Here is a 24,129-nt window from a genome sequence, read left to right as displayed (position 1 = left end):
CCGCAGCAGGTAGATCCTGCCCAGCAGGGCCAGCCGGCCGACGGCATCGAACTCAAGTTCTGATCATTCTTTTCAAGTGAACGGCAGGTTTTCCGACAGCATGGCCTTCGCCAGCAGTTCGCCGTAATCGCCCTTCGGCACGTCGATCGCGCCGAAATGCTTCAGGTGCTCGGTGGTGAACTGGGTATCGAGCAGGGTGAAACCGCGTTCCCTCAGCCGTTCGACCAGATGCACGAGGCAGATCTTCGAGGCATCGGTGGCGCGCGAAAACATGCTTTCGCCGAAGAAGGCCGAACCGAGCGAGACGCCGTAGAGACCGCCGACCAGTTGGCCGTCCCGCCAGGCCTCGACCGTATGCACGTGGCCGAAGGAGAAAAGCGCGGCGTAGAGGTCGCGGATGGTGGCATTGATCCATGTGCTCGGCCGGTCTTGCGTCGCCTCCGCGCAGCCGGAGATCACGCCGTCAAAATCCGTGTCGAAGCGGATGTCGAAGGGAGCCTTCGCCATCGTCTTCCTCAGGCTTTTCGAAACATGGAATTTGTCGAGGGGAATGACGCCCCGCATGTCTGGCTCGACCCAGAAGATTTCCGGATCGTCCGCCGATTCGGCCATCGGAAACAGGCCGATCGAATAAGCGCGCAGCAGGATTTCCGGTGTGATGCGGGTTTTCCTGCTGCGCTTTGTCATGGCCGCTCTTTAGCTGTCGGCGCTATTCGCCAGATACTCTTCAAGCCAATGGATGTCGTAGTCGCCATTGGCGATGTCCTGGTTGCCGATCAGGTCCTGGAACAGCGGCAGCGTCGTCTTGATGCCGTCGATGACGAACTCGTCGAGCACGCGGCGCAGGCGCATCATGCATTCGACGCGGGTCCGGCCGTGGACGATCAGCTTGCCGATCAGGCTGTCATAGTAGGGCGGGATCTTGTAGCCCTGATAGGCGCCCGAATCGACACGCACGCCAAGCCCACCGGGAGCGTGGAAATGCGTGATCGTGCCCGGCGAGGGGACAAAGGTGCGCGGATCTTCGGCATTGATGCGGCACTCGATCGCGTGACCGGAGAAATGCACCTCGTCCTGCGTGACCGACAGGCCGCCGCCGGAGGCGACGCGGATCTGCTCGTGCACGAGGTCGATACCGGTGATCGCTTCCGTGATCGGATGCTCAACCTGCAGGCGGGTGTTCATCTCGATGAAGTAGAACTCGCCGTTCTCGTAGAGGAACTCGATCGTGCCCGCGCCGCGGTATTTGAGCTTCTTCATGGCATCGGCGCAGACCTGGCCGATTTTCATCCGCTGCTCGTAGTTGAGCGCAGGCGAATTAGCTTCTTCCCAGACCTTCTGGTGGCGGCGCTGCAGCGAGCAGTCGCGCTCGCCGAGATGGATGGCGTTGCCTTCGCCGTCGCCGACGACCTGGATTTCGATATGCCGCGGCTTGCCGAGGTACTTTTCCATGTAGACCGCGTCATTGCCGAAGGCGGCAAGCGCTTCGGAACGGGCGGTGGAAACGGCTTCGTCCAGTTCGGCTTCGGTCTTGGCGACCTTCATGCCACGGCCGCCGCCGCCGGCAGTGGCCTTGATGAGAACCGGGAAGCCGATCTGGCGGGCAACCGCCATGGCGTTTTCCGGCTTCACTTCGCCGTCGGAGCCGGGAACCACGGGAATGCCGAGTTCCTGCGCCGTCTGCTTGGCGGTGATCTTGTCGCCCATGATGCGGATGTGGTCCGCGGTCGGGCCGATGAAGGTGATGCCGTGGGCGTCGAGGATATCGGCGAACTTGGCGTTCTCCGACAGGAAGCCGTAGCCGGGATGCACCGCATCGGCGCCGGTGATTTCACAGGCGGCGACGATCTGGTGAATGTTGAGGTAGCTGTCGCGTGACGGCGGCGGGCCGATGCACACGCTTTCGTCTGCGAGGCGCACATGCATGGCATCGGCGTCCGCGGTCGAATGAACGGCGACCGTCGCGATGCCGAGCTCCTTGCATGCACGAAGCACACGGAGCGCGATCTCTCCGCGGTTCGCTATGAGGATCTTGGAAATCATGATGCCGGAACCTATTCGATGACGACGAGAGCTTCGCCGTATTCTACTGGGGTGGCGTCGTCGACCAGGATTTCCGTGACCTTGCCGGAGCGCGGTGCGGGAATCTGGTTCATGGTCTTCATCGCTTCGATGATCAGCAGCGTCTGGCCTTCCTTGACCGTCGCGCCGACTTCGATGAACGGACGCGCGCCTGGTGCCGGCGACATGTAGACCGTGCCGACCATCGGTGCGCTGACGGTGTTCGCCGGGTTGCGGACCGGCGCTGCCGGTGCAGCGGCGACGGCCGGAGCGGCAGGAGCCGGAGCAGCTGCCGGAGGTGCAGCGTAGTACGGCATCTGCATCGCCGGTGCGGCGGTCACGGTGCGCGACACGCGGATGCGCAGGTCGTCCTGCTCGACTTCGATTTCGGTGAGATCGGTGTTGTTGAGGATATCGGCAAGATCGCGGATCAGCTCTTTATCGATGCCGGATTTCTTTTCAGCCATGGGTTTGCCCTGTGTTCTTTTCTTATTCAGCAGTGAGACGGGAGCATGGAGCCGCTCCCTTGGTAAAACCATGGGGCTGGCGCGATCGCACGCAATTGCCTGGGCCCCTTATGTAACGGCCACCTATAGACCGGCCTGAGGGCTAGGAAAAGCCCAAAGACGGCCCAATGGTAAACTCCCGCCTTTCATCCAAAGAAGAAAGGCGGTTTGAAGGCATGAGGGGGAGGGATCAGCAGGTGGCCTTGCCGCAGGCCCTGACGTTGGCGATCTTCTCTTCGAGCGTATCCTTGCCGACGGCGCCATAGATCGCCTCGTCGCCGATCACGTAGGACGGCGTTCCCGAGACGCCGAGATTCTGCGCGAGCTCGATGTTCTGGTCGACCAGCTTGTCGTTCGGGAAGTCCTTGATCGTCTTCTCGATCTGTTCCTTGCTGACGCCGAGGGAGACGGCGAGCGCCGTGGCGGTCTCGGCCGTTGCCCGGCCCTTGCCGCCGAGCAGCTTCAGATGGAACTCGCCGTATTTTTCCGGCGCGATCTGGCGGAAGGCGTCCGCGACCTTGTGGGCAGCGGTCGAATCGGGGCCGAGGATCGGCAGTTCCTTCAGCACGAAGCGGACGTTCTTGTCTTCCTTCAGGATGTCGGTCATGTCCGGCAGCGCCCGGCGGCAGTAGCCGCAATTGTAGTCGAAGAACTCGACGACGGTCACATCGCCGGTGGGATTGCCGAGCACGAGGTCGGACTTCGAAGCGAAGATCTCGTTCTTGTCCTTCTCGATGGCCTGCTGGGCGGCAGCCACCTGTGCCTGTTCCTGCTTGTCCTGCAGGGCCTTCTGGACATCGATGAGGATCTCCGGATTTTCGATCAGGTACTGCTTGATGAAGGCGCCGAATTCCTGCTTCTGCTCATCGGACATCTCTGCCCGGGCGGGCGTCTGCGCCACGATCAAGGCGGTCATCGAGAGAGCGGCAAGTGTTTTCCTGATCAACGTCATGTAATCCTCTTGGCAGACGCGGGGAGACGACGGCTCCGCGCATTTTTCGAATGGCGTAGCGCAAATTAGCCGGCAGGTACACGGGGAGCCAATATCAAAATCTGGGCGAATAGGTGTCCTCGCGGGATTGTGATGGCGCGCCGTATGCGGCACATGTCGGTTCTCCGGCGGATGCCGGGGCCAAAAAGCAAGCCGAAAGAGGAAGCCAGTGCCGTCCATTTCCAAGCGCTCGTCCGTCGAACCCTTTCATGCCATGGATGTCCTTGCCGAGGCGACGCGTCGCCGCAAGGCCGGCCGTCCGGTCATTTCCATGGCGGTCGGCCAGCCGGTCCATCCTGCGCCCCAGGCAGCGCTGGCGGCCGCGCGTGCCGCGCTCGACCACGGTCGTCTGGGCTATACCGATGCGCTGGGTACGGCGGAGCTGAAGACGGCGATCGCGGCCATATACAAGACCCGTCACGGGCTCGACATCGCGCCAGAGCGCATTGCAGTGACCACCGGCTCGTCCGCTGCCTTCAACCTGGCATTCCTGACGCTGTTCGACGCCGGCGATCATGTGGCGATCGCAAGGCCCGGCTATCCGGCCTACCGCAACATTCTGGGTGCGCTCGGCCTCAACGTGCTGGAGGTGGCTGCGGGACCGCAGGCTGGCTTCACGTTGACGCCGGAAAGCCTCGAGGAGGCGCAGAGCCGGGCAGGGGTGAAGCTCAAGGGCGTCCTGCTTGCGAGCCCCGCCAATCCGACCGGCACGGTTACCGGACGCGAAGCCCTGAAGGCCGTCATCGATTATTGCGCGGCCAACGACATCGCGTTCATTTCCGACGAGATTTATCACGGCCTGACCTTTGCCGGCGAAGAGGTGAGCGCGCTGGAACTGACCGGCGACGCGGTGATCATCAACTCCTTCTCGAAATACTATTGCATGACCGGCTGGCGCATCGGCTGGATGGTGCTGCCGGAGGCACTCGTGCGCCCGACGGAATGCGTGGCGCAAAGCCTCTATATCTCGGCCCCCGAGATTTCGCAGATTGCCGCCACCGCGGCGCTGACGGCAACCGCCGAACTCGACGTCTACAAGGAAGCCTACGCGAAGAACCGCGCCTTCCTGCTGGAACGTCTGCCGGCGCTCGGCTTCGACCTCGCGTCCCCGATGGACGGCGCGTTCTATGCCTATGTCGATGTCAGCCGCTTCACCAATGACAGCATGGCCTTTGCCCGCAAGATGCTTGCCGACATCGACGTGGCGGCCACGCCGGGGCTCGACTTCGATCCGCTCGAAGGCCACCGCACCATGCGGTTTTCCTATGCCGGTTCCTACGAGGAAATGGTCGAGGCGACAGACAGGCTGGCGCGCTGGATCGCCTGAAGGTGATTCGATTACAACGGCTTGGCGGGCGGACCTGACTCATTTTGTCAGCCGCTTGAATCAATCTCTCAACCTGCCTTGAGCCAACAAAAAAGCCCGCTGTCGCCAGCGGGCTTTTTCAATTCTCTGGCCAGCTCGGCTTACAGGAAGCCGCGGCGCTGCCACCAGCCGCCCTTCTTGGTCGGCGCGGGCTGCTCGTTGTCCTGGCTTGGCTTGGCGGAGGTGACTACCGGCTCGGAAGCCGCGAGGTTCGATCCGCGGTTGGCGCGCACCGGCTTCTCCTCGCCCTCGTCGGACGCGGTTTCCTCCTCGGAGGCCGTCTCTTCGACAGGCTGCGTTTCGGTCGCTGCCGCTGCCTCTTCCACGACCGGCGCTTCCGGAGCGGGCTCAGCTTCGGCCTCAGGCGCTTCGGCGACCGGCTCGACTGCCGGCACTTCCGGCTCGGCGCTCAGGTCGGCGATTGCCTCTTCCGTGCTCTCGACCGCTTCGTCGCTGTCGTCGTCTGCGCCGTCATGGCCTTCGACGTCGGCTGCCGCCTGCTCGTTCGTGTCGAGACCGTCACGGTTGCGGCGACCGCCGCGCTTGCCGCGCCGACGACGCTTGCGGTTGCCCTTGTCTTCGCCGGCTTCGTCAGCGGTTGCCTCGGAGCCCGCGGACGCCTGCGTGTCGTTGCTGTCGTCGTCGTCACCATCGCTGTCGCCGTCGTCATCGCCGTTATCCGACGAATCGCCGTCCAGGCTGGCTTCTCCGCCTTCGCGGTTGCCGCGGCCACGACGCCGGCGGCGACGCTTGCGCTTGCGGCCATTGCCCTGATCGTCGGAGCGGGCTTCGGAGGTCTCGGCCTCGGCCTTCACGTCGTCTTCGGCTTCATCCTCGTCCTCGATGAACGGAATGTCGTCGTCTTCCTCGGGCTCGACCTTGAACGCCATCAGGCTTTCGATCTTGACCGGGTTTTCGACCGGCTCGCCGCGTTCGACGTTGAAGTGGTTGCCACCGACGCTGTCGTCCGCATCGATCGCGATCGCGACGCCGAAGCGTGCTTCATACTCGATGATCGACTGGCGCTTGTGGTTGAGAAGGTAGAGCGCAATGTCCGGCGTGGTGTGCACGGTGATATTGTGCGTGGTGTTCTTCAGCAGGTATTCCTCGATGCCGCGCAGCACATGGAGCGCGATGGAGGACTGCGACCGGACGTGGCCGGTGCCGCCGCAATGCGAGCAGACCTGGGTCGTCGATTCCAGAACGGAAGCGCGGATACGCTGGCGCGACATTTCCAGAAGGCCGAAATGCGAGATGCGGCCAACCTGGATGCGGGCACGGTCGTTCTTCAGGCAATCCTTCAGACGCTTTTCGACCGACCGGTTGTTGCGCTTCTCTTCCATGTCGATGAAGTCGACGACGATCAGGCCGGCAAGGTCGCGCAGGCGAAGCTGGCGGGCGACTTCTTCCGCCGCCTCGAGGTTCGTCTGCAGCGCGGTGTCCTCGATCGAATGCTCGCGGGTCGAACGGCCGGAGTTGACGTCGATCGCCACCAGCGCTTCGGTCTGGTTGATGATGATGTAGCCGCCAGACTTCAGTGTGACCTGCGGCTGCAGCATGCGGTCGAGCTGGGCTTCGATGCCCGAGCGCGAGAAGATCGGATGCAGGTCGCGGTAGGGCTGAACCACCTTGGCGTGGCTCGGCATCAGCATGCGCATGAAGCTCTTGGCTTCCTTGTAGCCTTCCTCGCCGGCAACGATGATCTCGTTGATGTCCTTGTTGTAGAGGTCACGGATCGAACGCTTGATCAGCGAGCCTTCCTCATAGACGAGGCAGGGGGCGGTCGAATTCAGCGTCAGCGTGCGGACGTTTTCCCACAGGCGCATCAGGTATTCGAAATCGCGCTTGACCTCGGCCTTGGTGCGGTTGGCGCCGGCGGTCCGGAGGATGACGCCCATGCCCTTCGGCACTTCGAGGCCGCGGGTGATTTCCTTCAGCCGCTTGCGGTCGGCCGGATTGGTGATCTTGCGGGAAATCCCGCCGCCACGGCCGGTGTTCGGCATGAGAACGGAGTAACGGCCGGCAAGCGACAGATAGGTGGTCAGCGCCGCGCCCTTGTTGCCGCGTTCTTCCTTGGCCACCTGCACCAGCAGGATCTGCCGGCGCTTGATGACTTCCTGGATGCGGTACTGCTTGCGCGGACGGCGGCTGCTGCGGCGTTCCGGCAGCTCTTCCATCGCGTCTTCGGCGCCGATGCTTTCGATCTCTTCCTTCTCGTGCGGATGATCGTCGTCATCATCATCGTCGTCACCGTCGGTATCGACCTCTTCCGAGATCGTGTCGGTGTCGACCATGGCGGCCATTTCGTCGCCATTGCCTTCGCCGTCGACGTCATCGCCGGTGGAGGCTGCTTCGCCCGAGGCTTCAACTGCGGCGTCCTCGTCGGCTTTCGCCTTCTTCGGCTTCGCACGGCTGCGGCGCGGCTTCTTGGCCTTCTTGGGCTCTTCCTCGGTCGCGACCGCGGCTTCGGCTTCCGCCGGAGCTTCCGATGCGTCCGCCTCGGCTACGTCCGACGACGTCGCCTCGGAAGCTGCCGCTTCGGCAGCGACTGCGGCGGGCGTTTCCGCCGTGTCGTTGTCGTGGCCGGCGTCATCATCGTGATCGTCGTCGGCTTCGTCGTCGCGCAGCAGCGCCTGACGATCAGCCAGCGGGATCTGGTAATAGTCGGGATGGATTTCCGAGAAGGCGAGGAAGCCGTGACGGTTGCCGCCGTAATCGACGAAGGCCGCCTGCAGCGAAGGTTCTACACGTGTGACTTTTGCAAGGTAGATATTGCCGCGCAGCTGCTTCTTGTGCTGCGATTCAAAATCGAATTCCTCTATGCGGTTCCCACGTACAACGACAACGCGCGTCTCTTCTTCGTGAGACGCGTCGATAAGCATTTTGTCTGCCATTTAAGTTGTGCTCCTCGGCGCGGACGCACAAAAAAACACCCCACATTCGTGTTCGGAATGCCGGGGGTGTCGGTTGCGGTTCGGGCGCCGGAATTTAGATGCCTCGCTAGGCGTGTATGGGCGGGCAGCAGTGTCGCGGCAACGGGATGACAAATCCTCCGCTGCTCTGAAAATCTCTGTACTGTCCGCTGCAATTCCATCAACTATGCCAAAACGAGTTTTGCGGTTCTATGGACCTTTCTCAAGATCCGATGAGTGTGCTCCCTCGGGAGCGGGTGGCGATAATTCGCCGGGAATTGTTCCGGATCATTCCGGAAAATCAAAAGTGTTCACAGTCGGATAGATCTACCTGTGACGGCGGACGTCTCACCGCTTCCGGCGCCAGTCTTCGTTTGAACAACGGCTGGCAGCCTGCCTGTGATTCTGTCCCGTCGGTACTTCTAACCTAAATCGCCTTTTATGTTTTCTCGCGCGGGATAGCAAGGAAAAAGCCGAGCTTGCCATAATATGGATGGAATCAGCGTGTTAGCCGGACATGTTGATTCTGCCTTCGAAGCCCGGTGTATTTGGATGTCGATGGCATGTATTGTGTTTTGGGGCGGGACACCGGATCGTCGATCCGCATTCTGCCTGCATTTTGGTCGACTGGACTGGACGGGGATACTTGATGCGGCTTTTCCGCCTGTTGCGGTTTCTGCTGGCCTTGGCGGCATTGACGCTGCCTGTGCTTGCGGTTTCCGCCAAGGAGAGCGCCTTGACGGCCTATGATGCGCGCATTGCCGGCGACGACGCCCGCACGCGCATCGTGATCGATTTCAACCAGAAGCCGGACTTCAAGGTCCATTATCTCGACAATCCTGTGCGGGTTGTCGTCGATCTGCCGGGGACGGACTTCAAGTTTTCGGGCGATGAGTTCAAGCCGCGCGGTCTCTTCTCCAACATCCGCTACGGCGCGATTGATGCCGGCAGCGCCCGCCTGGTGCTGACCGCGCCGAAGCCGGTGCGCCTGGCCATGTCCGAAGTCCAGGACAACGAGCAGGACAAGGGCTATCGGCTCGTCCTCGACGCCGAAGCGATTTCACCGGACCAGTTTGCGGCCCTGATGGGCGCGCAGGATGACGGCGCTTCGGCCGCGCAGGCGTCCGATGTGGCGGGCCGCGAGCCGCTGGCGGCCAACGCTTCGGACTTCGTCATCGCCGTCGACGCCGGCCATGGCGGCATCGATACCGGTGCGATCGGGCTCGGTTCGAAGGTCGTGGAGAAGGACATCACACTTGCCTTCGCCAAGGTCGTGTCCGAGCGGCTCGGGAAAATTCCCGGCGTCAAGGTGGTCATGACCCGCGAAGGCGACGAGTTCCTGTCCCTGTCCCGCCGGGTGCAGATCGCCCGCCAGCAGGGCGCGCGCCTGTTCATCTCGCTGCATGCCGACACGCTGCGCCAGCACAACATTCGCGGCACCACCGTCTACACGATCTCCGACAAGGCCTCGGACAAGCTCGCCGACGATCTCGCCAAGCGCGAGAACCTGTCCGACGCGATGGCCGGCTTCACCATCGCCGACGAGCCGGATGACGTCACCGACATCCTGCTGGACCTGACGCGGCGCGAGACGCAGGCCTTTTCGATATCGCTCGCCAAGTCGGTCGTCGGTTCGTTCGACGGCAAGATCCGGCTGATCAACAATCCGTTGCGTTCGGCCGGCTTCCGCGTGTTGAGGGCGCCGGATATTCCCTCGATCCTGATCGAGCTCGGCTTCCTGTCGAACAAGGAGGACGAGAAGCTGCTGATGGATACGGAATGGCGCGAGAAGGTGGCCGACCTGATTGCTGCCGGGGTGACCGGCTACAAGGCCACGGTGCTGACGAATGGAGGCTGAGCGGAGGCTGCCGGCCGGCGGGTGCGTCGAACGGCGCAGGCCGCGAGCCGTAATTTGCTCACATTCGGGGGGTGGATTGGTGCTCAAGCATTGCGCGGGGCAGGGGAATGCGGATAAGCCGACTTGAATTAGCGGCCTTGCCGTGCAAAACGCGGCGTCATGTGCGATTGTGGCGCCCGGCGACCAGGCGAGCAACGCTTTTATGCCTGAATTCCGGTATAGGCGACCGGACGGGAAATCGATAGCGCGGAAACATGATCAGACTCATTGGATATTTCTTCGGACTGGGCAGCGTCATCTATCTTGCTGTCGCGACTGTCGTTGCTGTCTATCTCTCGGATATCAGCAAGGATCTGCCGAACTACGAAGTGCTGGCGAACTACGCGCCGCCGGTCACGACCCGCGTGCATGCCGGCAACGGTGCGCTGATGGCCGAATACGCCAAGGAACGCCGCCTGTTCCTGCCAATCCAGGCCATTCCGGACCGCGTCAAGGCTGCCTTCATCTCGGCCGAAGACAAGAACTTCTACACCCATCCGGGCATCGACGTTCAGGGGCTGGGCCGCGCGGTACTCGTCAACTTCAAGAACCTCAGCACCGGCCGCCGTCCGGTCGGCGCGTCGACGATCACCCAGCAGGTCGCCAAGAACTTCCTGCTGTCGGCCGACCAGACGATCGACCGCAAGGTCAAGGAAGCGATCCTGTCCTTCCGCATCGAGCAGACCTATTCCAAGGACAAGATCCTCGAGCTCTACCTCAACGAGATCTTCTTCGGCCTGAATTCCTACGGCATCGCCAGCGCCGCGCTGACCTATTTCGACAAGTCGGTCACCGAGCTCACCATCGCCGAAACCGCCTATCTTGCCGCCCTGCCGAAGGGCCCGGCGAACTATCATCCCTTCCGCCATCCGGAAGCCGCCATCGAGCGGCGCAACTGGGTCATCGACCGCATGGTCGAGAACGGCTACGTCACCCAGGCCGACGGCGAGAAGGCCAAGAAGGAGCCGCTTGGCGTCAATCTGCGCGGCGGCGGCGACAAGGTCTTCGCGTCCGAGTATTTCTCCGCCGAAGTCCGTCGCCAGATCATCGCCCGTTACGGCGAAGATGCGCTCTACGAGGGCGGCCTGTCGGTGCGCACCTCGCTCGATCCGCAATTGCAGGATTATGCCCGCAAGTCGCTTCAGGATGCGCTCATCGAATATGACGAACGGCGCGGCTTCCGTGGTCCGGTCAAGACGATCGAGCTCGGCGACGACTGGGGCGTGCCGCTCTCCGATGTGTCGCCGCTCGATGATATGCCGGAATGGCATCTCGCCGTCGTTCTCAAGGTGTCCGACAAGGGTGTCGATATCGGCATCCGTCCCGGCAAGGAGCCCGACGGCAAGACACTTCCCGACCGCGTGACGGGCTCCATCAGCGCCGAAAACATGAAGTGGGCCTACCGCTCGGCCCGCAAGGACACGAAGAACGCCAAGTCTCCCGAAGGTGTTCTCTCCGTGGGCGACGTCGTCTATGCCGAGGGCACCGGCGACGGCCAGTACAAATTGCGGCAGGTGCCGAAGGTCGAGGGCGGTCTGGTCGCCATGGATCCACAGACCGGCCGCGTGCTCGCCATGGTCGGCGGCTTCGACTACTCCGTGTCCCAGTTCAACCGCGCCACCCAGGCCATGCGCCAGCCCGGTTCCTCGTTCAAGCCGTTCGTCTATGCCGCCGCGCTGGACAACGGCTACACGCCCGCATCCGTGATCATGGACGCCCCGATCGAGATCAAGTCCGGCGGCGAAATGTGGAAGCCGGAAAACTACGGCGGCGGCTTCGCCGGTCCGTCGACGCTGCGCACCGGCATCGAGAAGTCGCGTAACCTCATGACCGTCCGCCTTGCCAACGACATGGGCATGAACATCGTCGCGGAATATGCCGAGCGTTTCGGCATCTACGATCACATGAACCCGGTTCTGGCCATGGCGCTCGGTTCCGGCGAAACCACCGTCCTGCGCATGGTGTCGGCCTATTCCGTCCTTGCCAATGGCGGCAAGCAGATCAAGCCGACCCTGATCGACCGCATCCAGGATCGCTACGGCCGCACCATCTTCCGCCATGAAGAGCGCATCTGCGAGGCCTGCAACACGGCCGAGTGGGACAATCAGGAAGAGCCGACGCTGGTCGACAATCGCGAGCAGGTGCTCGACCCGATGACCGCCTACCAGATCACCTCGATGATGGAAGGCGTCATCACCCGCGGCACCGCCGCCGGCCATGTCAAGCTCGATCGTCCGGTTGCCGGCAAGACTGGCACGACCAACGACGAAAAGGATGCCTGGTTCGTCGGCTACACGCCGAACCTCGTCGTCGGCCTCTATGTCGGCTTCGACAACCCGACGCCGATGGGCCGTGGCGCGACGGGCGGCGGCCTTGCCGCGCCGGTCTTCAACGAGTTCATGCAGCAGGCCGTCAAGACCATGCCTGCCTCGAAGTTCAAGATCCCGGACGGCATGCAGCAGGTCGCCATCAACCGAAAGACCGGCATGTGGGCGAACGAAGGCGACCCGGACACGATCATCGAGGCCTTCAAGCCCGGCACCGGTCCGTCCGACACCTTCAACGTCATCGGCATGGACGGCTATATGACGCCGGATGAAATCATGCAGTCCTCGCCGCAGGCAAACCAGGCGGTGACCTCGGGCAAGAGTGGCCTTTTCTGACAAGGGCCGTCGCCTTGGCAAACCGGCAGGCGGGTCTTTACATCCGCTGCCGGTCTGACTATGCACGGGGCCAATTCGAATTTTCACTGAAAAGAAACGGAAAATGCGAGCAGAAATCGAGAACGTAGTCGACGAAATCAAGCAGGCCATAAGCCTGCTGAGGAGGCATCTTTGACTGGGATCAGGCTGTACGGCGCCTTGATTGGCTGAACAACAAGGCTGAAGATCCCAATCTCTGGAACGATGCTGCGGAAGCGCAGAAGCTGATGCGTGAACGCCAGCAGCTCGACGACAATATTTCCGGCGTGCGCTCGCTCGAGCAGCAGCTGAACGACAACATCGAGCTGATCGAACTCGGCGAGGAAGAAGACGACCAGTCGGTCGTCACCGAGGCCGAGGAGGCGCTGAAGGCGCTTCTCTCCGAAGCCGGCAGGCGCCAGGTCGAGGCTATGCTTTCCGGCGAGGCCGACGGCAACGACAGCTATCTTGAAGTTCATTCCGGCGCCGGAGGCACGGAAAGCCAGGACTGGGCGAACATGCTTCTGCGCATGTACACGCGCTGGGCCGAGAAGGAAGGCTTCAAGGTCGAGCTTCTGGAAGTCCATGACGGCGAAGAAGCCGGCATCAAGTCGGCGACCATCCTCGTCAAGGGCCACAACGCCTATGGCTGGCTGAAGACCGAATCGGGCGTCCACCGCCTGGTTCGCATCTCGCCCTATGACAGCAACGCCCGTCGCCACACATCCTTCTCGTCGATCTGGGTTTATCCGGTCGTCGACGACTCGATCAACATCGAGATCAACGAGAGCGACTGCCGCATCGACACCTACCGCTCGTCCGGCGCCGGTGGCCAGCACGTCAACACGACCGACTCGGCGGTGCGCATCACGCATATCCCGACCGGCATCGTGGTTGCTTGCCAGCAGGAACGTTCGCAGCACAAGAACCGGGCGAAGGCCTGGGACATGCTGCGCGCCCGCATGTACGAGGCCGAGCTGAAGAAGCGCGAAGAGGCGGCGAACGCCGAAGCGGCGTCCAAGACGGAGATCGGCTGGGGCCACCAGATCCGCTCCTACGTCCTGCAGCCCTACCAGCTCGTCAAGGACCTGCGGACCGGCACGGAAAGCACCAGCCCGGACGACGTGCTGGACGGCGACCTGAACCCGTTCATGGAAGCCTCGCTCGCCCACCGCATTTCCGGCAAGGCCAATGCGGATGTCAGCGACATCGACTGATCGATGCGGATGCAAGATTGATTGAGCCCCGTTCGCGGGGCTTTTTCGTTTGTCGGGGCGGGCACGTTCGTTCAAGACGGCGAGAGCCGCAACGTGCTACCGCCAGAGACACCGATTGCGACAAGGAGGACCGCGCTTGGAAAACCTGATGCCATTCCTGTTTGCCGCATTCGCGCTGACCGGAAGCCCCGGGCCGAACACGCTGAGCCTTGCCGCCGCCGGCGCCGCATTCGGCGCGCGCCGGAGCGTCGGCTTCATGCTCGGCCTGCTTGTGGGCATGGTTCTCGTCATGAGCGCGGTCGCCGCCGGCATCACCGGTCTGATCCTCGCCGTCCCCGGCGCACTGCCGATCGTCACCCTGCTGGCCGCGGCCTATTTCCTCTATCTCGCCTGGAAGATCGCCACCGCGCCGCCGGTGAGCGTGCAGGCGGGCGAGGGCGCAGCCCCCTCATTCAAGGCGGGCGTTTTCCTGTCGCTCGTCAATCCCAAGGCCTATGCGGCTATGGGCGCGCTGTTCTCCGGCTTCATCCTTGTCCACGTATCGCCCCAGAGTGACGCACTTGCCAAGATCGTCGTGCTGACCGCCGTCATCGCCGTCGTCAACAGTCTCTGGCTGATGCTCGGCGCGGCGTTTACGAGGCTCTTCCGCGATCCGAAGGCAAGCCGGGTGATCAACATGATCTTCGCCGCGGCGCTGCTTGCCTCGCTGTCGGTCACGCTCTTCGGCTGACGCCGTTCAGTAGGTGAACTGTTCCGCCAGGATGCGCTCCGACCATGAATGATCGGGATCGGAGAGCACGCGCGCCGTCTTGTCATCCGACTGCGCGATCCGGACATGGATGACCGACTTGACCTCGAAGTGGTCGGCAACCGCGTTGACCGGCCGCTTCTCCGCCTCGAGAATATGGATGTCGACGGTGACCTTGTCGGGCAGAAGCGCGCCGCGCCAGAGGCGGGGCCGGAAGGCGCTGACCGGGGTCAGTGCCAAGAGCGGCGCTTCGAGCGGCAGGATCGGCCCGTGGGCCGAATAATTATAGGCGGTCGAGCCCGCCGGCGTTGCGACCATCACGCCGTCGCAGATCAGTTCGTCGAGGCGGACCTGTCCGTCGATTTCGACGCGCAGCTTCGCCGCCTGGTAGGATTGGCGCAGCAGCGCCACCTCGTTGATCGCCAGCGCATCTGCGACGAGCCCATCGGCATCCGTCGTCGTCATCTTCAGCGGGCGCAGGTCGTTTTCTACCGCGGCGGCCACCCGTTCCGGCAGGTTTCCCACCCGGTAGTCGTTCATCAGGAAGCCGACCGAGCCGCGGTTCATGCCGTAGACCCGTTTGCCGGTGTTCATCGTCTCGTGCAGCGTCTGCAGCATGAAGCCGTCGCCGCCGAGCGCCACGATCACGTCCGCGTTCTCTTCCGAGGCATTGCCATAGATGGCGATGAGCTCCTCACGCGCCGCCATGGCCTCGGGGGCCGTGGACGCGATGATGCGGAAGGAGCCGGTCGAACGCTGCATGAAACATCCCGCATTTGATGGGCCGGGCGCGGCCGGCGACTGTCAATGCCCTCTTGGTACCGGAAAAAACCTGTGTGCCACAAGTGCATGTGCGGCGATGCCGGTACGTTTTGCGCCGAGGCCCCGTGAGCCATTGAATGACGGACGCGGCAATTGCGCCCTTGAAACCGAGGCCAAAGCCGGGCAGATTTGCTTGCATGTATGCTTCTCATGGATTTCTTCGCTCGGACATCGGCGATGTCGATGTGGTCTACCACGACGGGCTCTACCATCTCTTCCACCTGGTTCTGCCCAACCACGATTTCATAGCCCACGCGGTCAGCACCGACGCCATGACATGGCGGCGGGTCAAGAACGCGCTTTTCGTCGGTGATCCCGGCGAGTGGGACGACGACATGCTGTGGACCATGCATGTCTCGCCGGACCCGGATGAAGCGGGCACCTGGCGCATGTTCTACACGGGGCTCTCGCGCTCGGAATACGGCCGCGTGCAGCGCATCGGCATGGCGCGCTCGAAGGACCTGATGACCTGGAAACGCTGCCGTAAGGGCACGTATCCGCTGGAGATCGACGGCTCCTATTACGAATCGAACATTGACGAGGGCCGCCACTGGGTGAGCTTCCGCGATCCCTATTTCTTCATCGATCCGGCGACGGGCGACCGTCTGCTTCTGACCTCGGCGCGCGTGCGCCACGGGCCGGTGATCCGCCGCGGCTGCGTCGGGCTCGCCCGCGAGGTGGAGCCGGACAAGTTCGTCTTCGATCCGCCGCTGCACCGGCCGGGGCTCTACGACGATGTGGAAGTGCCGAACCTGTTCGTGCTTGAGGACCGCTATTACCTGCTCGGATCGATTCGCGAGGACACCAAGATCCACTACTGGTACGCCGACAGCGCCTCCGGCCCCTTCGAGAACTTCTTCAACAACGTGCTTTTGCCGAACGGCAACTATGCCGCCCGCGTCTGCCGCAACGGCAGCAAGCTGCTGCTCTTCAACTTCTTCGCCAAGACCGAATATGTCTATGGCCGCGAGGTCGTCAAAAAGCTGCTGCCGCCGCCGAAGGAACTGGTGGTCGCCAAGGATGGCCGGCTGCTGCTGCGCTCGCACAGCGGTTTCGACGATCTCGTGACCGGCAGCGACAAGATCGATGCCGCCGGTCAGTGCCGCATGCTCTACGGCAATCCGCATGCCGGCATCGAGGACCATGACGGCGCGATGTTCCTCAAGTGTCGCAGCGGCTACGAGGCCTTCCTGCTGCCAGGCCGGCACGAGGAATTCCGCCTGCGCGCCGACATGACCCTTGAGGGCTCTGGCAAGGGCGGTCTCGTGCTGCGCATCAACGAGGAGGGCGATGGCTACTATCTGTCGCTCGATCTCATCAACGGCATCGCCCAGATGCGTGCCTGGGGCGCCAATGCCACGCCGGAATTCGAACACGCCTTCCGCTACCAGCCGCTGCAGGAGGCCCACTTCCGCGGCAACAAGCACGGTCCCTGGAAGATCGAGGTGGTCGCCCATGGCATGTATCTGGAGGTCTCGATCGATGGCTTCGTCGTGCTGAGCCTCGTCGACGACACCTTCACCGAGGGCGCCGTCGGCTTCTACGCCGAATCGGCGACGCTCGGGGTGCGCGACGTCGTCATGGAGCGGTTGACCCGCCCGGTCGTCGAGCATGCGTCCGAAATGGTCTATACGGCGACCCATCCACCCGAGGAGCACGCGCCGGTTCCGGGAATATGATCCCGCCCGGTGCGCCCTTCCGGTGCCGGTTCGCCGGCCGTCAGTCGCCAAGGTTGAAGGGAGCACCGGCTTGCATCTGCTGAAGAATCCATGGCGCCGGTCGGCGCTGGCCTTTCCCTTGCCCGACGAGGTGCCGTATCCGAGCATCGATGCCGAGCGGGTGGCGGCACTTCTGGAGCGCTGTCCCGCGCATGGCGAAACGCCTTTGCGCGCCTCGCCGGAGCTTGCCTCCCGCGCCGGCGTCGCCTCCGTCCACGTCAAGGACGAGCGCGGCCGGATGGGGCTTGGCAGTTTCAAGGCGTTGGGAGCGGCCTACGTCATTGCCTCGGAGGCTGCCGCGACCGGCAATCCAGACCGGCAAAGCCTCGCAGGGCGCACCTATGTGACCGCCAGCGCGGGGAACCACGGCCTTTCTGTTGCCGCCGGCTCGCGGCTGTTCGGCGCCAAGGCCAAGGTCTTCATTGCCGAGACCGTTTCGGAGAGCTTCGCCGCCCGTCTTGCCGCCAAGGGGGCGGATGTGATCCGCGAGGGGCGCGATTACGAGGCAAGCATGATTGCGGCGGAAAAGGCGGCGGCCGACAATGGCTGGCAGCTTCTCTCCGATAGCTCTTGGCCGGGCTATATCGAGCGCCCCTGGCGGCTGATGGAAGGCTACCTGCAACTGGCCGCCGAATCGGCTGAGGCGCTGGAAACCGCGCCGACCCACATCTTTCTGCAGGCCGGTGTCGGTGGTCTGGCCGGCGCGGTCGCCGCCTATGCGCGCCGGGTCTGGGGCGACGCGCCGACCATCGTCGTCGTCGAGCCGGAACTCGCGCCGGCGTTGATTGCCAGCATAGAGGCGGGCAGTCTCGTCAAGACGGAAGGCGGCGTGTCCGCCATGGGGCGCCTCGACTGCAAGGAGGCCTCGATGATCGCCCTGAAGGGTCTCGCCCGCGATGCCGATGTCTTCATGACGATCAGCGAGGCGGAAGCCGAAGCCGCCATGCAGCCGCTCGCACAGGCGGGGCTCGCCACCACGCCCTCCGGGGGTGCGGGACTTGCCGGATTGTTGGCGATCGGCCGGCAGGCCCCGGCCTTCGGCCTTGACGGGCAAAGCCACGTGCTGGCAATCCTGAGCGAGGAGTCGCAATGACTTCCAGGCCGAAACGCGGTTTTGACGTCGCCGAATACCAGGGACGCGTGGCGCGCGCCCAGGCCCTGATGCGGGAGCAGGGGCTTGCCGCGCTGCTTCTGACCACCGAACCCGAGATCCGATATCTCTCCGGCTTCCTCACCCGTTTCTGGGAAAGCCCGACGCGGCCGTGGTTTCTCGTCCTGCCGGCGGATGGCGCGCCGATCGCGGTGATCCCCGCCATCGGCGAGGCGCTGATGCGCAAGACATGGATCGCCGACATCCGCACCTGGCCGTCGCCGGCACCGGACGATGGCGTCGGCCTGCTTGGCGACACGCTGCGCGACGTGGTCGGCAGTAGCGGCCGCGTCGGTGTGCCGGACGGGCCGGAGACGATCGTCCGCATGCCGCTTGCGAGCTTCGAGGCCGTCAAGGCGCGTCTCGACGGTCTCGAATTCGGCGGCGACGCCGGCATCATGCGACGGCTGCGGATGGTCAAGTCGGAGGCCGAGATCGACAAGATCCGCCGTGCCTGCCGCATCGGCGATGCCGCCTTCGCCCGTGTCGAGGAAATCGCCTCGCCTGGCCGGCCGCTCGAGGAAGTGTTTCGCCGCTTCCAGATGCTGTGCCTGGAGCACGGCGCCGATCACGTCGCCTATCTCGCCGGCGGCGCGGGGCCGAACGGCTATGACGATGTCATTTCGCCCGCCGGCCCGACACCGCTTCGATCCGGCGACGTGCTGATGCTGGATACCGGGCTCGTCTGGGATGGCTATTTCTGCGATTTCGACCGCAACTTCGCGATGGGCTCGTCCAATGCCGCCGTCACCCGTGCGCACAAGCAACTGGTCGCGGCGAGCGAGGCGGCATTCGCGGCGCTCCGGCCGGGCATCACCGCCGCCGAGCTGAAGGCGGTCATGGTGGCTTCGATTGTTTCGGATGGCGGCACGCCATCGGGCGGCCGCTTCGGCCACGGGTTGGGCATGCAGTTGACGGAGTGGCCTTCGCTGATCGAACATGACCACACCGTCATCGCGGAGAACATGGTGCTGACGCTCGAGCCCTGCGTCGAGCTTGGCGGTGGCACCATCCTCGTTCACGAGGAAAATGTCCGCGTGACGGCTGCGGGCGGCGAGCGGCTGACGCGCTTCGCGTCGCCGGAAATCCAGGTGGTCTGAAACGAGGTGGTGCAAGCAATGACGGTCTTTCCCTTTACTCTCGACCGCCGCGACAGCGAACGCGCCCGGCTGGGCCTCGTCGTCCTGCAATCGGACGAGACGATCGAACGTGATTTTCGCCGGCTCATGCCGAACGGCGTCTCGCTCTACGTTACCCGTGTCGCCAGCGATCCGGAGGTGACGACCGAGACGCTTGCCGGGATGCGCGACCGCATCGCCGGCGCCGCCGGGCTCCTGCCGCGGCCGATCCATTTCGATTCGGTCGGATACGGCTGCACGTCGGGAACGTCGGTGATCGGCGTCGGTGCGATTGCCGAAAGGCTGCATGCCGGCTGCGACGCGAAGGCGACGAGCGAGCCGGTCTCGGCACTGCTGGCCGCCGCCAGCGCCCTCGGCCTCAAGCGCATCGCCTTCCTGTCGCCCTATGTCGCCGAGGTCTCCGCACGCCTGCGCGGCGTGCTTGCCGATGCCGGCCTGGAAAGCCCGGTCTTCGGCACGTTCGATGAAGCGCGTGAGGAAAATGTCGCCTGGATCGACCGGGCCTCGATCATCGAGGCGGCGACATCACTAGTCGGTGACTCCGATGTCGATGCGGTGTTTCTCTCCTGCACCAACCTGCGCACGCTCGACTGCCTGGCCGCGATCGAATCGGCCATCGGCCGTCCGGCGCTCTCCAGCAACCAGGTTCTCTGCTGGCACATGCTACGCCTCGCCGGCATCGACGATCGCCTCAGCGGCTATGGCCGTCTTTTCGAGATGGCGTGAGCGGCGGCAGGCGCTGGCGAAACGGACACCCGCAAGACGCAAATCAGAGAAGATTGAAGAAGAAGATGGTGCCCCCGCCAGGGTTCGAACCCGGGACCCCCTGATTACAAATCAGGTGCTCTACCAACTGAGCTACAAGGGCATTCAAAGTGAACATGGCAACTATCAGATTCTGGGAATCTGTAAAGCGGAAATAATGCGTCCTTCCTAATTTACAGCGCTTTGCTCTTTGATCCAACACGTTCATCCGGCAGACCGAAATGCTGAAATTCGCGGCATCGGACGCGAAAGACGGAAATCGCGACGGTGCGACCTTGACGCGCTCACTGCACAGGCGTTGATTTCGCAGACGCTCATATATCCCGCGGTCGCCTTTCCTGTGCGACCGGCCGCCACCACAGAGACTGACATGCCGATCATCGCCTTTTTTCGCGAGAACGCCCGCTGGATTGCCGGTGGCTTCCTGCTGAACTTCTTCTCCGCCTTCGGGCAGACCTTCTTCATTTCTCTGTCTGCCGGCGGCATTCGCGGCGAATACGGTCTTTCCAACGGTCAGTACGGCGTCATCTACATGATCGCGACGCTCGGCAGTGCGCTGACGCTGCCGATGCTCGGCCGCATCGTCGATCATTTTTCAGTGGCGAAGGTCACGCTCATCATCATGCCGGTGCTGGCGCTGGCCTGCACCCTGATGGCGGTCTCCACCTGGCTGCCGCTGCTGCTCTTCACCATCTACCTGCTGCGCCTCTTCGGCCAGGGCATGATGACCCACACGGCGCAGACGGCGATGGCGCGCTGGTTTGCCGGCCAGCGGGGCAGGGCGGTGTCCTTCACCAACCTCGGCCTGCAGGGCGGCGAGGCGGCGCTGCCGTTCCTGTTCGTCATCCTCGGCGGCGCCTTCGGCTGGCGCAACACCTGGTTCTTCTCAGCCTGCGCCATCGTCGCCGTCGGCCTGCCGGCGATCCTGATGCTGATGCGGGTGGAGCGCACGCCGCGCCAGACGGACCGGCCGGAGCGGCGCAGCGGCGCGCGCGACTGGACCCGCGGCGAAGTCGTGCGCGATCCGGTCTTCTGGATGACCATGCTCGGCGTGCTCGCGCCCGGCTTCATCGCCACCACGATCTTCTTCCACCAGGTCTATCTGGTGGAGCTGCGCGGCTGGTCGCTCACCGTCTTTGCCGGTGCCTTCGTCTTCTCGTCGGCCTCCTGCGTCGTCGCGGCCCTGATCACCGGCCAGTTGGTCGACAAGTTCTCGGCCGTCGACCTGATGCCATACTTCCTGCTGCCCATGGCCTGCGCCTGCGCGGTGCTCGCGGTGTTTTCGGGTGAGTGGAGCGCGTTCGCCTTCATGTGCCTGCTCGGCATCTCCAACGGCGTCGCCGGCACGCTGCTCGGCGCGCTGTGGCCCGAGGTCTATGGGCTCAAACATCTGGGCGGCATCCGCTCGATCATCATCGCGCTCACCGTCTTCGGCACGGCCATGGGGCCGGGGATCACCGGCTACCTGATCGACTTCGGCGTCTACTATCCGTTCCAGATCGCCGCCATGGGCGTCTACTGCCTGTTGGCGACCGGACTGATGGCGCTGGTACGGCGGAAGATCAGAACCAGGAATGCGCACTCTCCTGCCGCTACTTCCGACACAGTGGGGTGATGCTTTCTGTTGCCGCCGCTGGCTTGCGACGAGGCGCCGTATGCAGGACGCACGCATAAAATGCAATTATGATGCAATCTAGGGGTGTTTTTTTACCCATTCCCGCCTATCACTGACAAGCGATTCTTTGGTTATGTATTCCTTTAGGAGGTTGAACGTGAAATTGATTACCGTCTCGTCCATGATCGTTATGGTCGCAACATCGGTTTTTGCCGCTGATGTCGTCTCGCCGGACTCTCAGTTACCAATCGCGCCAGACAAAGTGCAGCCCTACAATTGGTCTGGAGGCTATCTGGGTGTCCAGGGCGGCTATGGCTGGATGAACGGAACCTTCAAGACGACTGGTTTGGTTCCACTCGACGGCAATTTCGACGGCGGTTTGCTCGGCGGCTTCGCGGGATTCAACTATCAGTTCGGCAACAACGTGGTTGCAGGTGTCGAAGCCGACTTTGAACGCAACTGGAACGATAAGACGCTAATTTCCGGATTGGGTACGGTCAACGGCGGAACCACTTGGCAAGGGTCTGTTCGCGCCCGAGTTGGCTACGCATTTGACCGCGCGCTGATTTATGCGTCCGGCGGCTGGGCTGCCTCGCGTGCCGATGCCGAAGTCGTTGGACTGGGTAGTGACAAGAAGACTTTCAACGGCTTCACAGTCGGTGCAGGTGTCGATTACGCGATCACTGACAACATCTTCGCACGCGTCGATTATCGCTATAACGACTTCGGAAAGAAGGACTTTAACTTCGGCGGATCGACTGTCGAAGGTGAATTGAAGCAGCATACCCTTAAGGTCGGCGTCGGCTACAAGTTCTGACTCTCGTCTGAGTAAATCACCGATTGGCATGCGGCAGTTATTGCCGCATGCTTTTCTGAGCGCGATTGCCGTTCTGTTGTGTGGCGGTTTCGAGGCAACTTTAATTTACATTTTCCAGGATCGGCGTATCCTGCCTGCATGAGCTGGATACTGCCCCATGGACTGACCAGAGTGGGCTCGGCCATGATCTTCCTGGCCGCGGGCCCATTTGCCACGCCGGCCTTTGCCGATTGCACCTGCAGCATCAAGGACGGAACCAAGCTGTCGCTCGGCCAGGTGACCTGCATCCGCATCAATGACATGGCCTATCTGGCGCGCTGCGAAATGGTGCTGAACAACACTTCCTGGCAGAAGATCCAGGATGGCTGCCCGATGACGGCGCTTCGGCCGGACCGTCATGTCGATCACCAGAGCGCTTGGCAGCCGGCTGTGCTGCAATAATCGAACATTCCCCGGGACGCGCGGCCATGTCACCTCGTGGTGACTTTTGGCGCGCGATTACTTTCCGGCGTCCTCGGCGTCGCGCCGTACCGCGGCCTGGATTTCCTCGAAGACGCCGGGCATGGCGCTCTGGACGCGGTTCCAACTCGGCATGAACGGGGTGGCGTTCGGATATTCGAGGAAGATGTTGCCGGCTTCGACCAGGTTGGCGGCAAACAGTTCGACGCCTTGCTCTTCCTTGTGACGGTCCGTCGAGAACCCGTTCATCTTGGCGTCGTTGTGGTAGATTTCCACGAGATCGAGCGCCGTGCGGTAATAGGTGGCCTTGAGCGTGCGCAGCGTCTCCTGGCTGAAGACGACGCCGTCGGTCGCGAGCTTCCTCAACACCGCCTTGCAGATGTCGATCGACATGCGCGACAGGCCCTTGGCCGTATCCTCCGGCGAGAGCGGCTGGTGCTTGTGGTCGTAGCGGTCGGCGATATCGACCTGGCAGATCGCCATGTTGGAATAGTTGCGCCAGAGTTCGGAGAGCACGCCGATCTCCAGTCCCCAGTCGGAGGGAATGCGGATGTCGGCAAGGATGTGCGAGCGCATCGCGAACTCGCCGGCGAGCGGATAGCGGAAGGCCTTCAGGTAGTCGATATAGGGGTGATGTCCGAGCACACGTTCGAGGCTGAGGAGCAGCGGCGTCACCAGCAGGCGCGTGACACGCCCGTTCAGCGATCCGTCGGCGATACGGGGATAGTAGCCCTTGGAGAAGACATAAGGAAAACCGGGATTGGTGACCGGATAGACGAGCCGGGCCAGCATGTCGCGCCTGTAAGTCACGATATCGCAGTCGTGCAGCGCCACTACGCCGGCATTGCGCTGGCCGAGCACGAAGCCGATGCAGTACCAGACATTGCGGCCCTTGCCCGGCTGGTCGGGCGCGAGATTGGCTTCTGCCAGCCGTTCGTCAACGGCGCGAAGCCGGGCGCCGTCGTTCCACAGGATATGATGCTCCTGCGGCAGCCGCGAGAAATACTCGCGGGCATGCAGATACTGTTCACGGGTCGCCTGGTCGAGGCCGATGACGACCGACGAGACGTAGTTTACCTGCGAAAGCTCGTCGACGATCTTCTCCAGCGCCGGCGCTTCCAGTTCGGAATAGAGGGAGGGGAGGATCAGGGTAATCGGCCGGACCTTGGAAAACAGTTCCAGGTCCTTCTCGATCTCGGCAGTGGTTCGTTCGCGAAAATTGTGGAGCGTCGCCACCACGCCGTTCTGATGAAAATCCGCCAACG

Annotated in this window: 19 protein-coding genes and 1 tRNA gene; 12 read left to right on the top strand and 8 right to left on the bottom strand. The window is 63.0% G+C overall.

What is annotated here, in order from left to right; translation table 11 throughout:
• Positions 1-72: 72 nt before the first annotated feature.
• The 4 genes from aat to ACU5AZ_RS02730 all read right to left on the bottom strand — a co-directional run bounded on the left by aat (position 73) and on the right by ACU5AZ_RS02730 (position 3,519).
• Positions 73-687: a leucyl/phenylalanyl-tRNA--protein transferase gene (aat, locus tag ACU5AZ_RS02745; RefSeq protein ID WP_446824520.1), complete on the bottom strand. Its 615-nt coding sequence runs from the start codon at positions 685-687 to the stop codon at positions 73-75.
• Between the two features lie 9 nt (positions 688-696).
• Positions 697-2,043: an acetyl-CoA carboxylase biotin carboxylase subunit gene (gene accC / locus ACU5AZ_RS02740; protein WP_446824519.1), complete on the bottom strand. Its 1,347-nt coding sequence runs from the start codon at positions 2,041-2,043 to the stop codon at positions 697-699.
• Positions 2,044-2,054: 11 nt separating this feature from the next.
• Positions 2,055-2,528 (bottom strand): acetyl-CoA carboxylase biotin carboxyl carrier protein, encoded by a 474-nt coding sequence (accB, locus tag ACU5AZ_RS02735; protein ID WP_446824518.1) that lies wholly within the window; start codon positions 2,526-2,528, stop codon positions 2,055-2,057.
• Positions 2,529-2,757: 229 nt separating this feature from the next.
• Positions 2,758-3,519 (bottom strand): DsbA family protein, encoded by a 762-nt coding sequence (locus ACU5AZ_RS02730; protein ID WP_446824517.1) that lies wholly within the window; start codon positions 3,517-3,519, stop codon positions 2,758-2,760.
• A 253-nt stretch (positions 3,520-3,772) separates the two neighbouring features.
• On the opposite strand from ACU5AZ_RS02730, the gene ACU5AZ_RS02725 reads away from it, so the two are divergent.
• Positions 3,773-4,885, top strand: a complete 1,113-nt coding sequence (locus tag ACU5AZ_RS02725; RefSeq protein WP_446826091.1) for a pyridoxal phosphate-dependent aminotransferase — start codon at positions 3,773-3,775, stop codon at positions 4,883-4,885.
• Between the two features lie 140 nt (positions 4,886-5,025).
• Here the strand turns inward: ACU5AZ_RS02725 and ACU5AZ_RS02720 are convergent, their stop codons facing one another.
• Positions 5,026-7,818, bottom strand: a complete 2,793-nt coding sequence (locus ACU5AZ_RS02720; RefSeq protein WP_446824516.1) for an Rne/Rng family ribonuclease — start codon at positions 7,816-7,818, stop codon at positions 5,026-5,028.
• A 667-nt stretch (positions 7,819-8,485) separates the two neighbouring features.
• Here ACU5AZ_RS02720 and ACU5AZ_RS02715 point away from each other — a divergent pair.
• The 4 genes from ACU5AZ_RS02715 to ACU5AZ_RS02700 all read left to right on the top strand — a co-directional run bounded on the left by ACU5AZ_RS02715 (position 8,486) and on the right by ACU5AZ_RS02700 (position 14,361).
• Positions 8,486-9,694, top strand: a complete 1,209-nt coding sequence (locus ACU5AZ_RS02715) for an N-acetylmuramoyl-L-alanine amidase (protein ID WP_446824515.1) — start codon at positions 8,486-8,488, stop codon at positions 9,692-9,694.
• A gap of 254 nt (positions 9,695-9,948) precedes the next feature.
• Positions 9,949-12,396, top strand: a complete 2,448-nt coding sequence (locus ACU5AZ_RS02710) for a penicillin-binding protein 1A (RefSeq protein ID WP_446824514.1) — start codon at positions 9,949-9,951, stop codon at positions 12,394-12,396.
• A 103-nt stretch (positions 12,397-12,499) separates the two neighbouring features.
• A protein-coding gene (gene prfB, locus ACU5AZ_RS02705; RefSeq protein WP_446824513.1) for a peptide chain release factor 2 occupies positions 12,500-13,631 on the top strand; the annotation gives its coding sequence in 2 pieces (ribosomal slippage) (positions 12,500-12,568 and positions 12,570-13,631; 1,131 coding nt in all).
• Positions 13,632-13,767: 136 nt separating this feature from the next.
• Positions 13,768-14,361, top strand: a complete 594-nt coding sequence (locus ACU5AZ_RS02700) for a LysE family translocator (RefSeq protein ID WP_446824512.1) — start codon at positions 13,768-13,770, stop codon at positions 14,359-14,361.
• Between the two features lie 6 nt (positions 14,362-14,367).
• Here ACU5AZ_RS02700 and ACU5AZ_RS02695 read toward each other — a convergent pair whose 3' ends face one another.
• The gene (locus tag ACU5AZ_RS02695; protein ID WP_446824511.1) at positions 14,368-15,141 is read right to left on the bottom strand and encodes an NAD kinase; all 774 of its coding nucleotides are present in this window, start codon (positions 15,139-15,141) and stop codon (positions 14,368-14,370) included.
• 197 nt (positions 15,142-15,338) lie between these two features.
• Here ACU5AZ_RS02695 and ACU5AZ_RS02690 point away from each other — a divergent pair, with 197 nt between their 5' ends.
• The 4 genes from ACU5AZ_RS02690 to ACU5AZ_RS02675 all read left to right on the top strand — a co-directional run bounded on the left by ACU5AZ_RS02690 (position 15,339) and on the right by ACU5AZ_RS02675 (position 19,934).
• The gene (locus ACU5AZ_RS02690) at positions 15,339-16,880 is read left to right on the top strand and encodes a glycosyl hydrolase (protein ID WP_446824510.1); all 1,542 of its coding nucleotides are present in this window, start codon (positions 15,339-15,341) and stop codon (positions 16,878-16,880) included.
• Between the two features lie 70 nt (positions 16,881-16,950).
• Complete coding sequence (locus ACU5AZ_RS02685; RefSeq protein WP_446824509.1) at positions 16,951-18,012, top strand: pyridoxal-phosphate dependent enzyme; 1,062 nt, start codon at positions 16,951-16,953, stop codon at positions 18,010-18,012.
• Positions 18,009-19,169, top strand: a complete 1,161-nt coding sequence (locus tag ACU5AZ_RS02680; RefSeq protein ID WP_446824508.1) for a M24 family metallopeptidase — start codon at positions 18,009-18,011, stop codon at positions 19,167-19,169. The genes ACU5AZ_RS02685 and ACU5AZ_RS02680 overlap by 4 nt, the downstream gene beginning before the upstream one ends.
• Positions 19,170-19,187: 18 nt before the next feature.
• Positions 19,188-19,934, top strand: a complete 747-nt coding sequence (locus tag ACU5AZ_RS02675; RefSeq protein WP_446824507.1) for a maleate cis-trans isomerase family protein — start codon at positions 19,188-19,190, stop codon at positions 19,932-19,934.
• Positions 19,935-20,000: 66 nt separating this feature from the next.
• Here ACU5AZ_RS02675 and ACU5AZ_RS02670 read toward each other — a convergent pair.
• Positions 20,001-20,076: transfer RNA gene (locus tag ACU5AZ_RS02670), tRNA-Thr, on the bottom strand.
• A gap of 267 nt (positions 20,077-20,343) precedes the next feature.
• Here ACU5AZ_RS02670 and ACU5AZ_RS02665 point away from each other — a divergent pair.
• The 3 genes from ACU5AZ_RS02665 (at position 20,344) to ACU5AZ_RS02655 (ending at position 22,846) form a co-directional block, all read left to right on the top strand.
• Entirely contained in the window at positions 20,344-21,588 is a 1,245-nt protein-coding gene (locus ACU5AZ_RS02665; protein ID WP_446824506.1) for an MFS transporter, read from the top strand.
• 157 nt (positions 21,589-21,745) lie between these two features.
• Entirely contained in the window at positions 21,746-22,405 is a 660-nt protein-coding gene (locus ACU5AZ_RS02660) for an outer membrane protein (RefSeq protein WP_446824505.1), read from the top strand.
• Positions 22,406-22,543: 138 nt separating this feature from the next.
• Positions 22,544-22,846, top strand: coding sequence for a hypothetical protein (locus ACU5AZ_RS02655; protein ID WP_446824504.1), 303 nt, complete (start codon positions 22,544-22,546; stop codon positions 22,844-22,846).
• A gap of 57 nt (positions 22,847-22,903) precedes the next feature.
• Here the strand turns inward: ACU5AZ_RS02655 and ACU5AZ_RS02650 are convergent, their stop codons facing one another.
• Positions 22,904-24,127: a glycosyl transferase gene (locus ACU5AZ_RS02650; protein WP_446824503.1), complete on the bottom strand. Its 1,224-nt coding sequence runs from the start codon at positions 24,125-24,127 to the stop codon at positions 22,904-22,906.
• Positions 24,128-24,129: the final 2 nt, after the last annotated feature.

It is taken from the genome of Rhizobium sp. PAMB 3182 (genome assembly GCF_052908355.1).
This window is presented reverse-complemented; position numbering and strand designations above follow the sequence as displayed.

Coding starts and splice junctions, on each gene's coding strand:
- aat (WP_446824520.1), bottom strand. CDS start 687: ATGACAAAGCGCAGCAGGAAAACCCGCATCACACCGGAAATCCTGCTG.
- accC (WP_446824519.1), bottom strand. CDS start 2,043: ATGATTTCCAAGATCCTCATAGCGAACCGCGGAGAGATCGCGCTCCGT.
- accB (WP_446824518.1), bottom strand. CDS start 2,528: ATGGCTGAAAAGAAATCCGGCATCGATAAAGAGCTGATCCGCGATCTT.
- ACU5AZ_RS02730 (WP_446824517.1), bottom strand. CDS start 3,519: ATGACGTTGATCAGGAAAACACTTGCCGCTCTCTCGATGACCGCCTTG.
- ACU5AZ_RS02725 (WP_446826091.1), top strand. CDS start 3,773: ATGGATGTCCTTGCCGAGGCGACGCGTCGCCGCAAGGCCGGCCGTCCG.
- ACU5AZ_RS02720 (WP_446824516.1), bottom strand. CDS start 7,818: ATGGCAGACAAAATGCTTATCGACGCGTCTCACGAAGAAGAGACGCGC.
- ACU5AZ_RS02715 (WP_446824515.1), top strand. CDS start 8,486: ATGCGGCTTTTCCGCCTGTTGCGGTTTCTGCTGGCCTTGGCGGCATTG.
- ACU5AZ_RS02710 (WP_446824514.1), top strand. CDS start 9,949: ATGATCAGACTCATTGGATATTTCTTCGGACTGGGCAGCGTCATCTAT.
- ACU5AZ_RS02695 (WP_446824511.1), bottom strand. CDS start 15,141: ATGCAGCGTTCGACCGGCTCCTTCCGCATCATCGCGTCCACGGCCCCC.
- ACU5AZ_RS02690 (WP_446824510.1), top strand. CDS start 15,339: ATGTATGCTTCTCATGGATTTCTTCGCTCGGACATCGGCGATGTCGAT.
- ACU5AZ_RS02680 (WP_446824508.1), top strand. CDS start 18,009: ATGACTTCCAGGCCGAAACGCGGTTTTGACGTCGCCGAATACCAGGGA.
- ACU5AZ_RS02675 (WP_446824507.1), top strand. CDS start 19,188: ATGACGGTCTTTCCCTTTACTCTCGACCGCCGCGACAGCGAACGCGCC.
- ACU5AZ_RS02665 (WP_446824506.1), top strand. CDS start 20,344: ATGCCGATCATCGCCTTTTTTCGCGAGAACGCCCGCTGGATTGCCGGT.
- ACU5AZ_RS02655 (WP_446824504.1), top strand. CDS start 22,544: ATGAGCTGGATACTGCCCCATGGACTGACCAGAGTGGGCTCGGCCATG.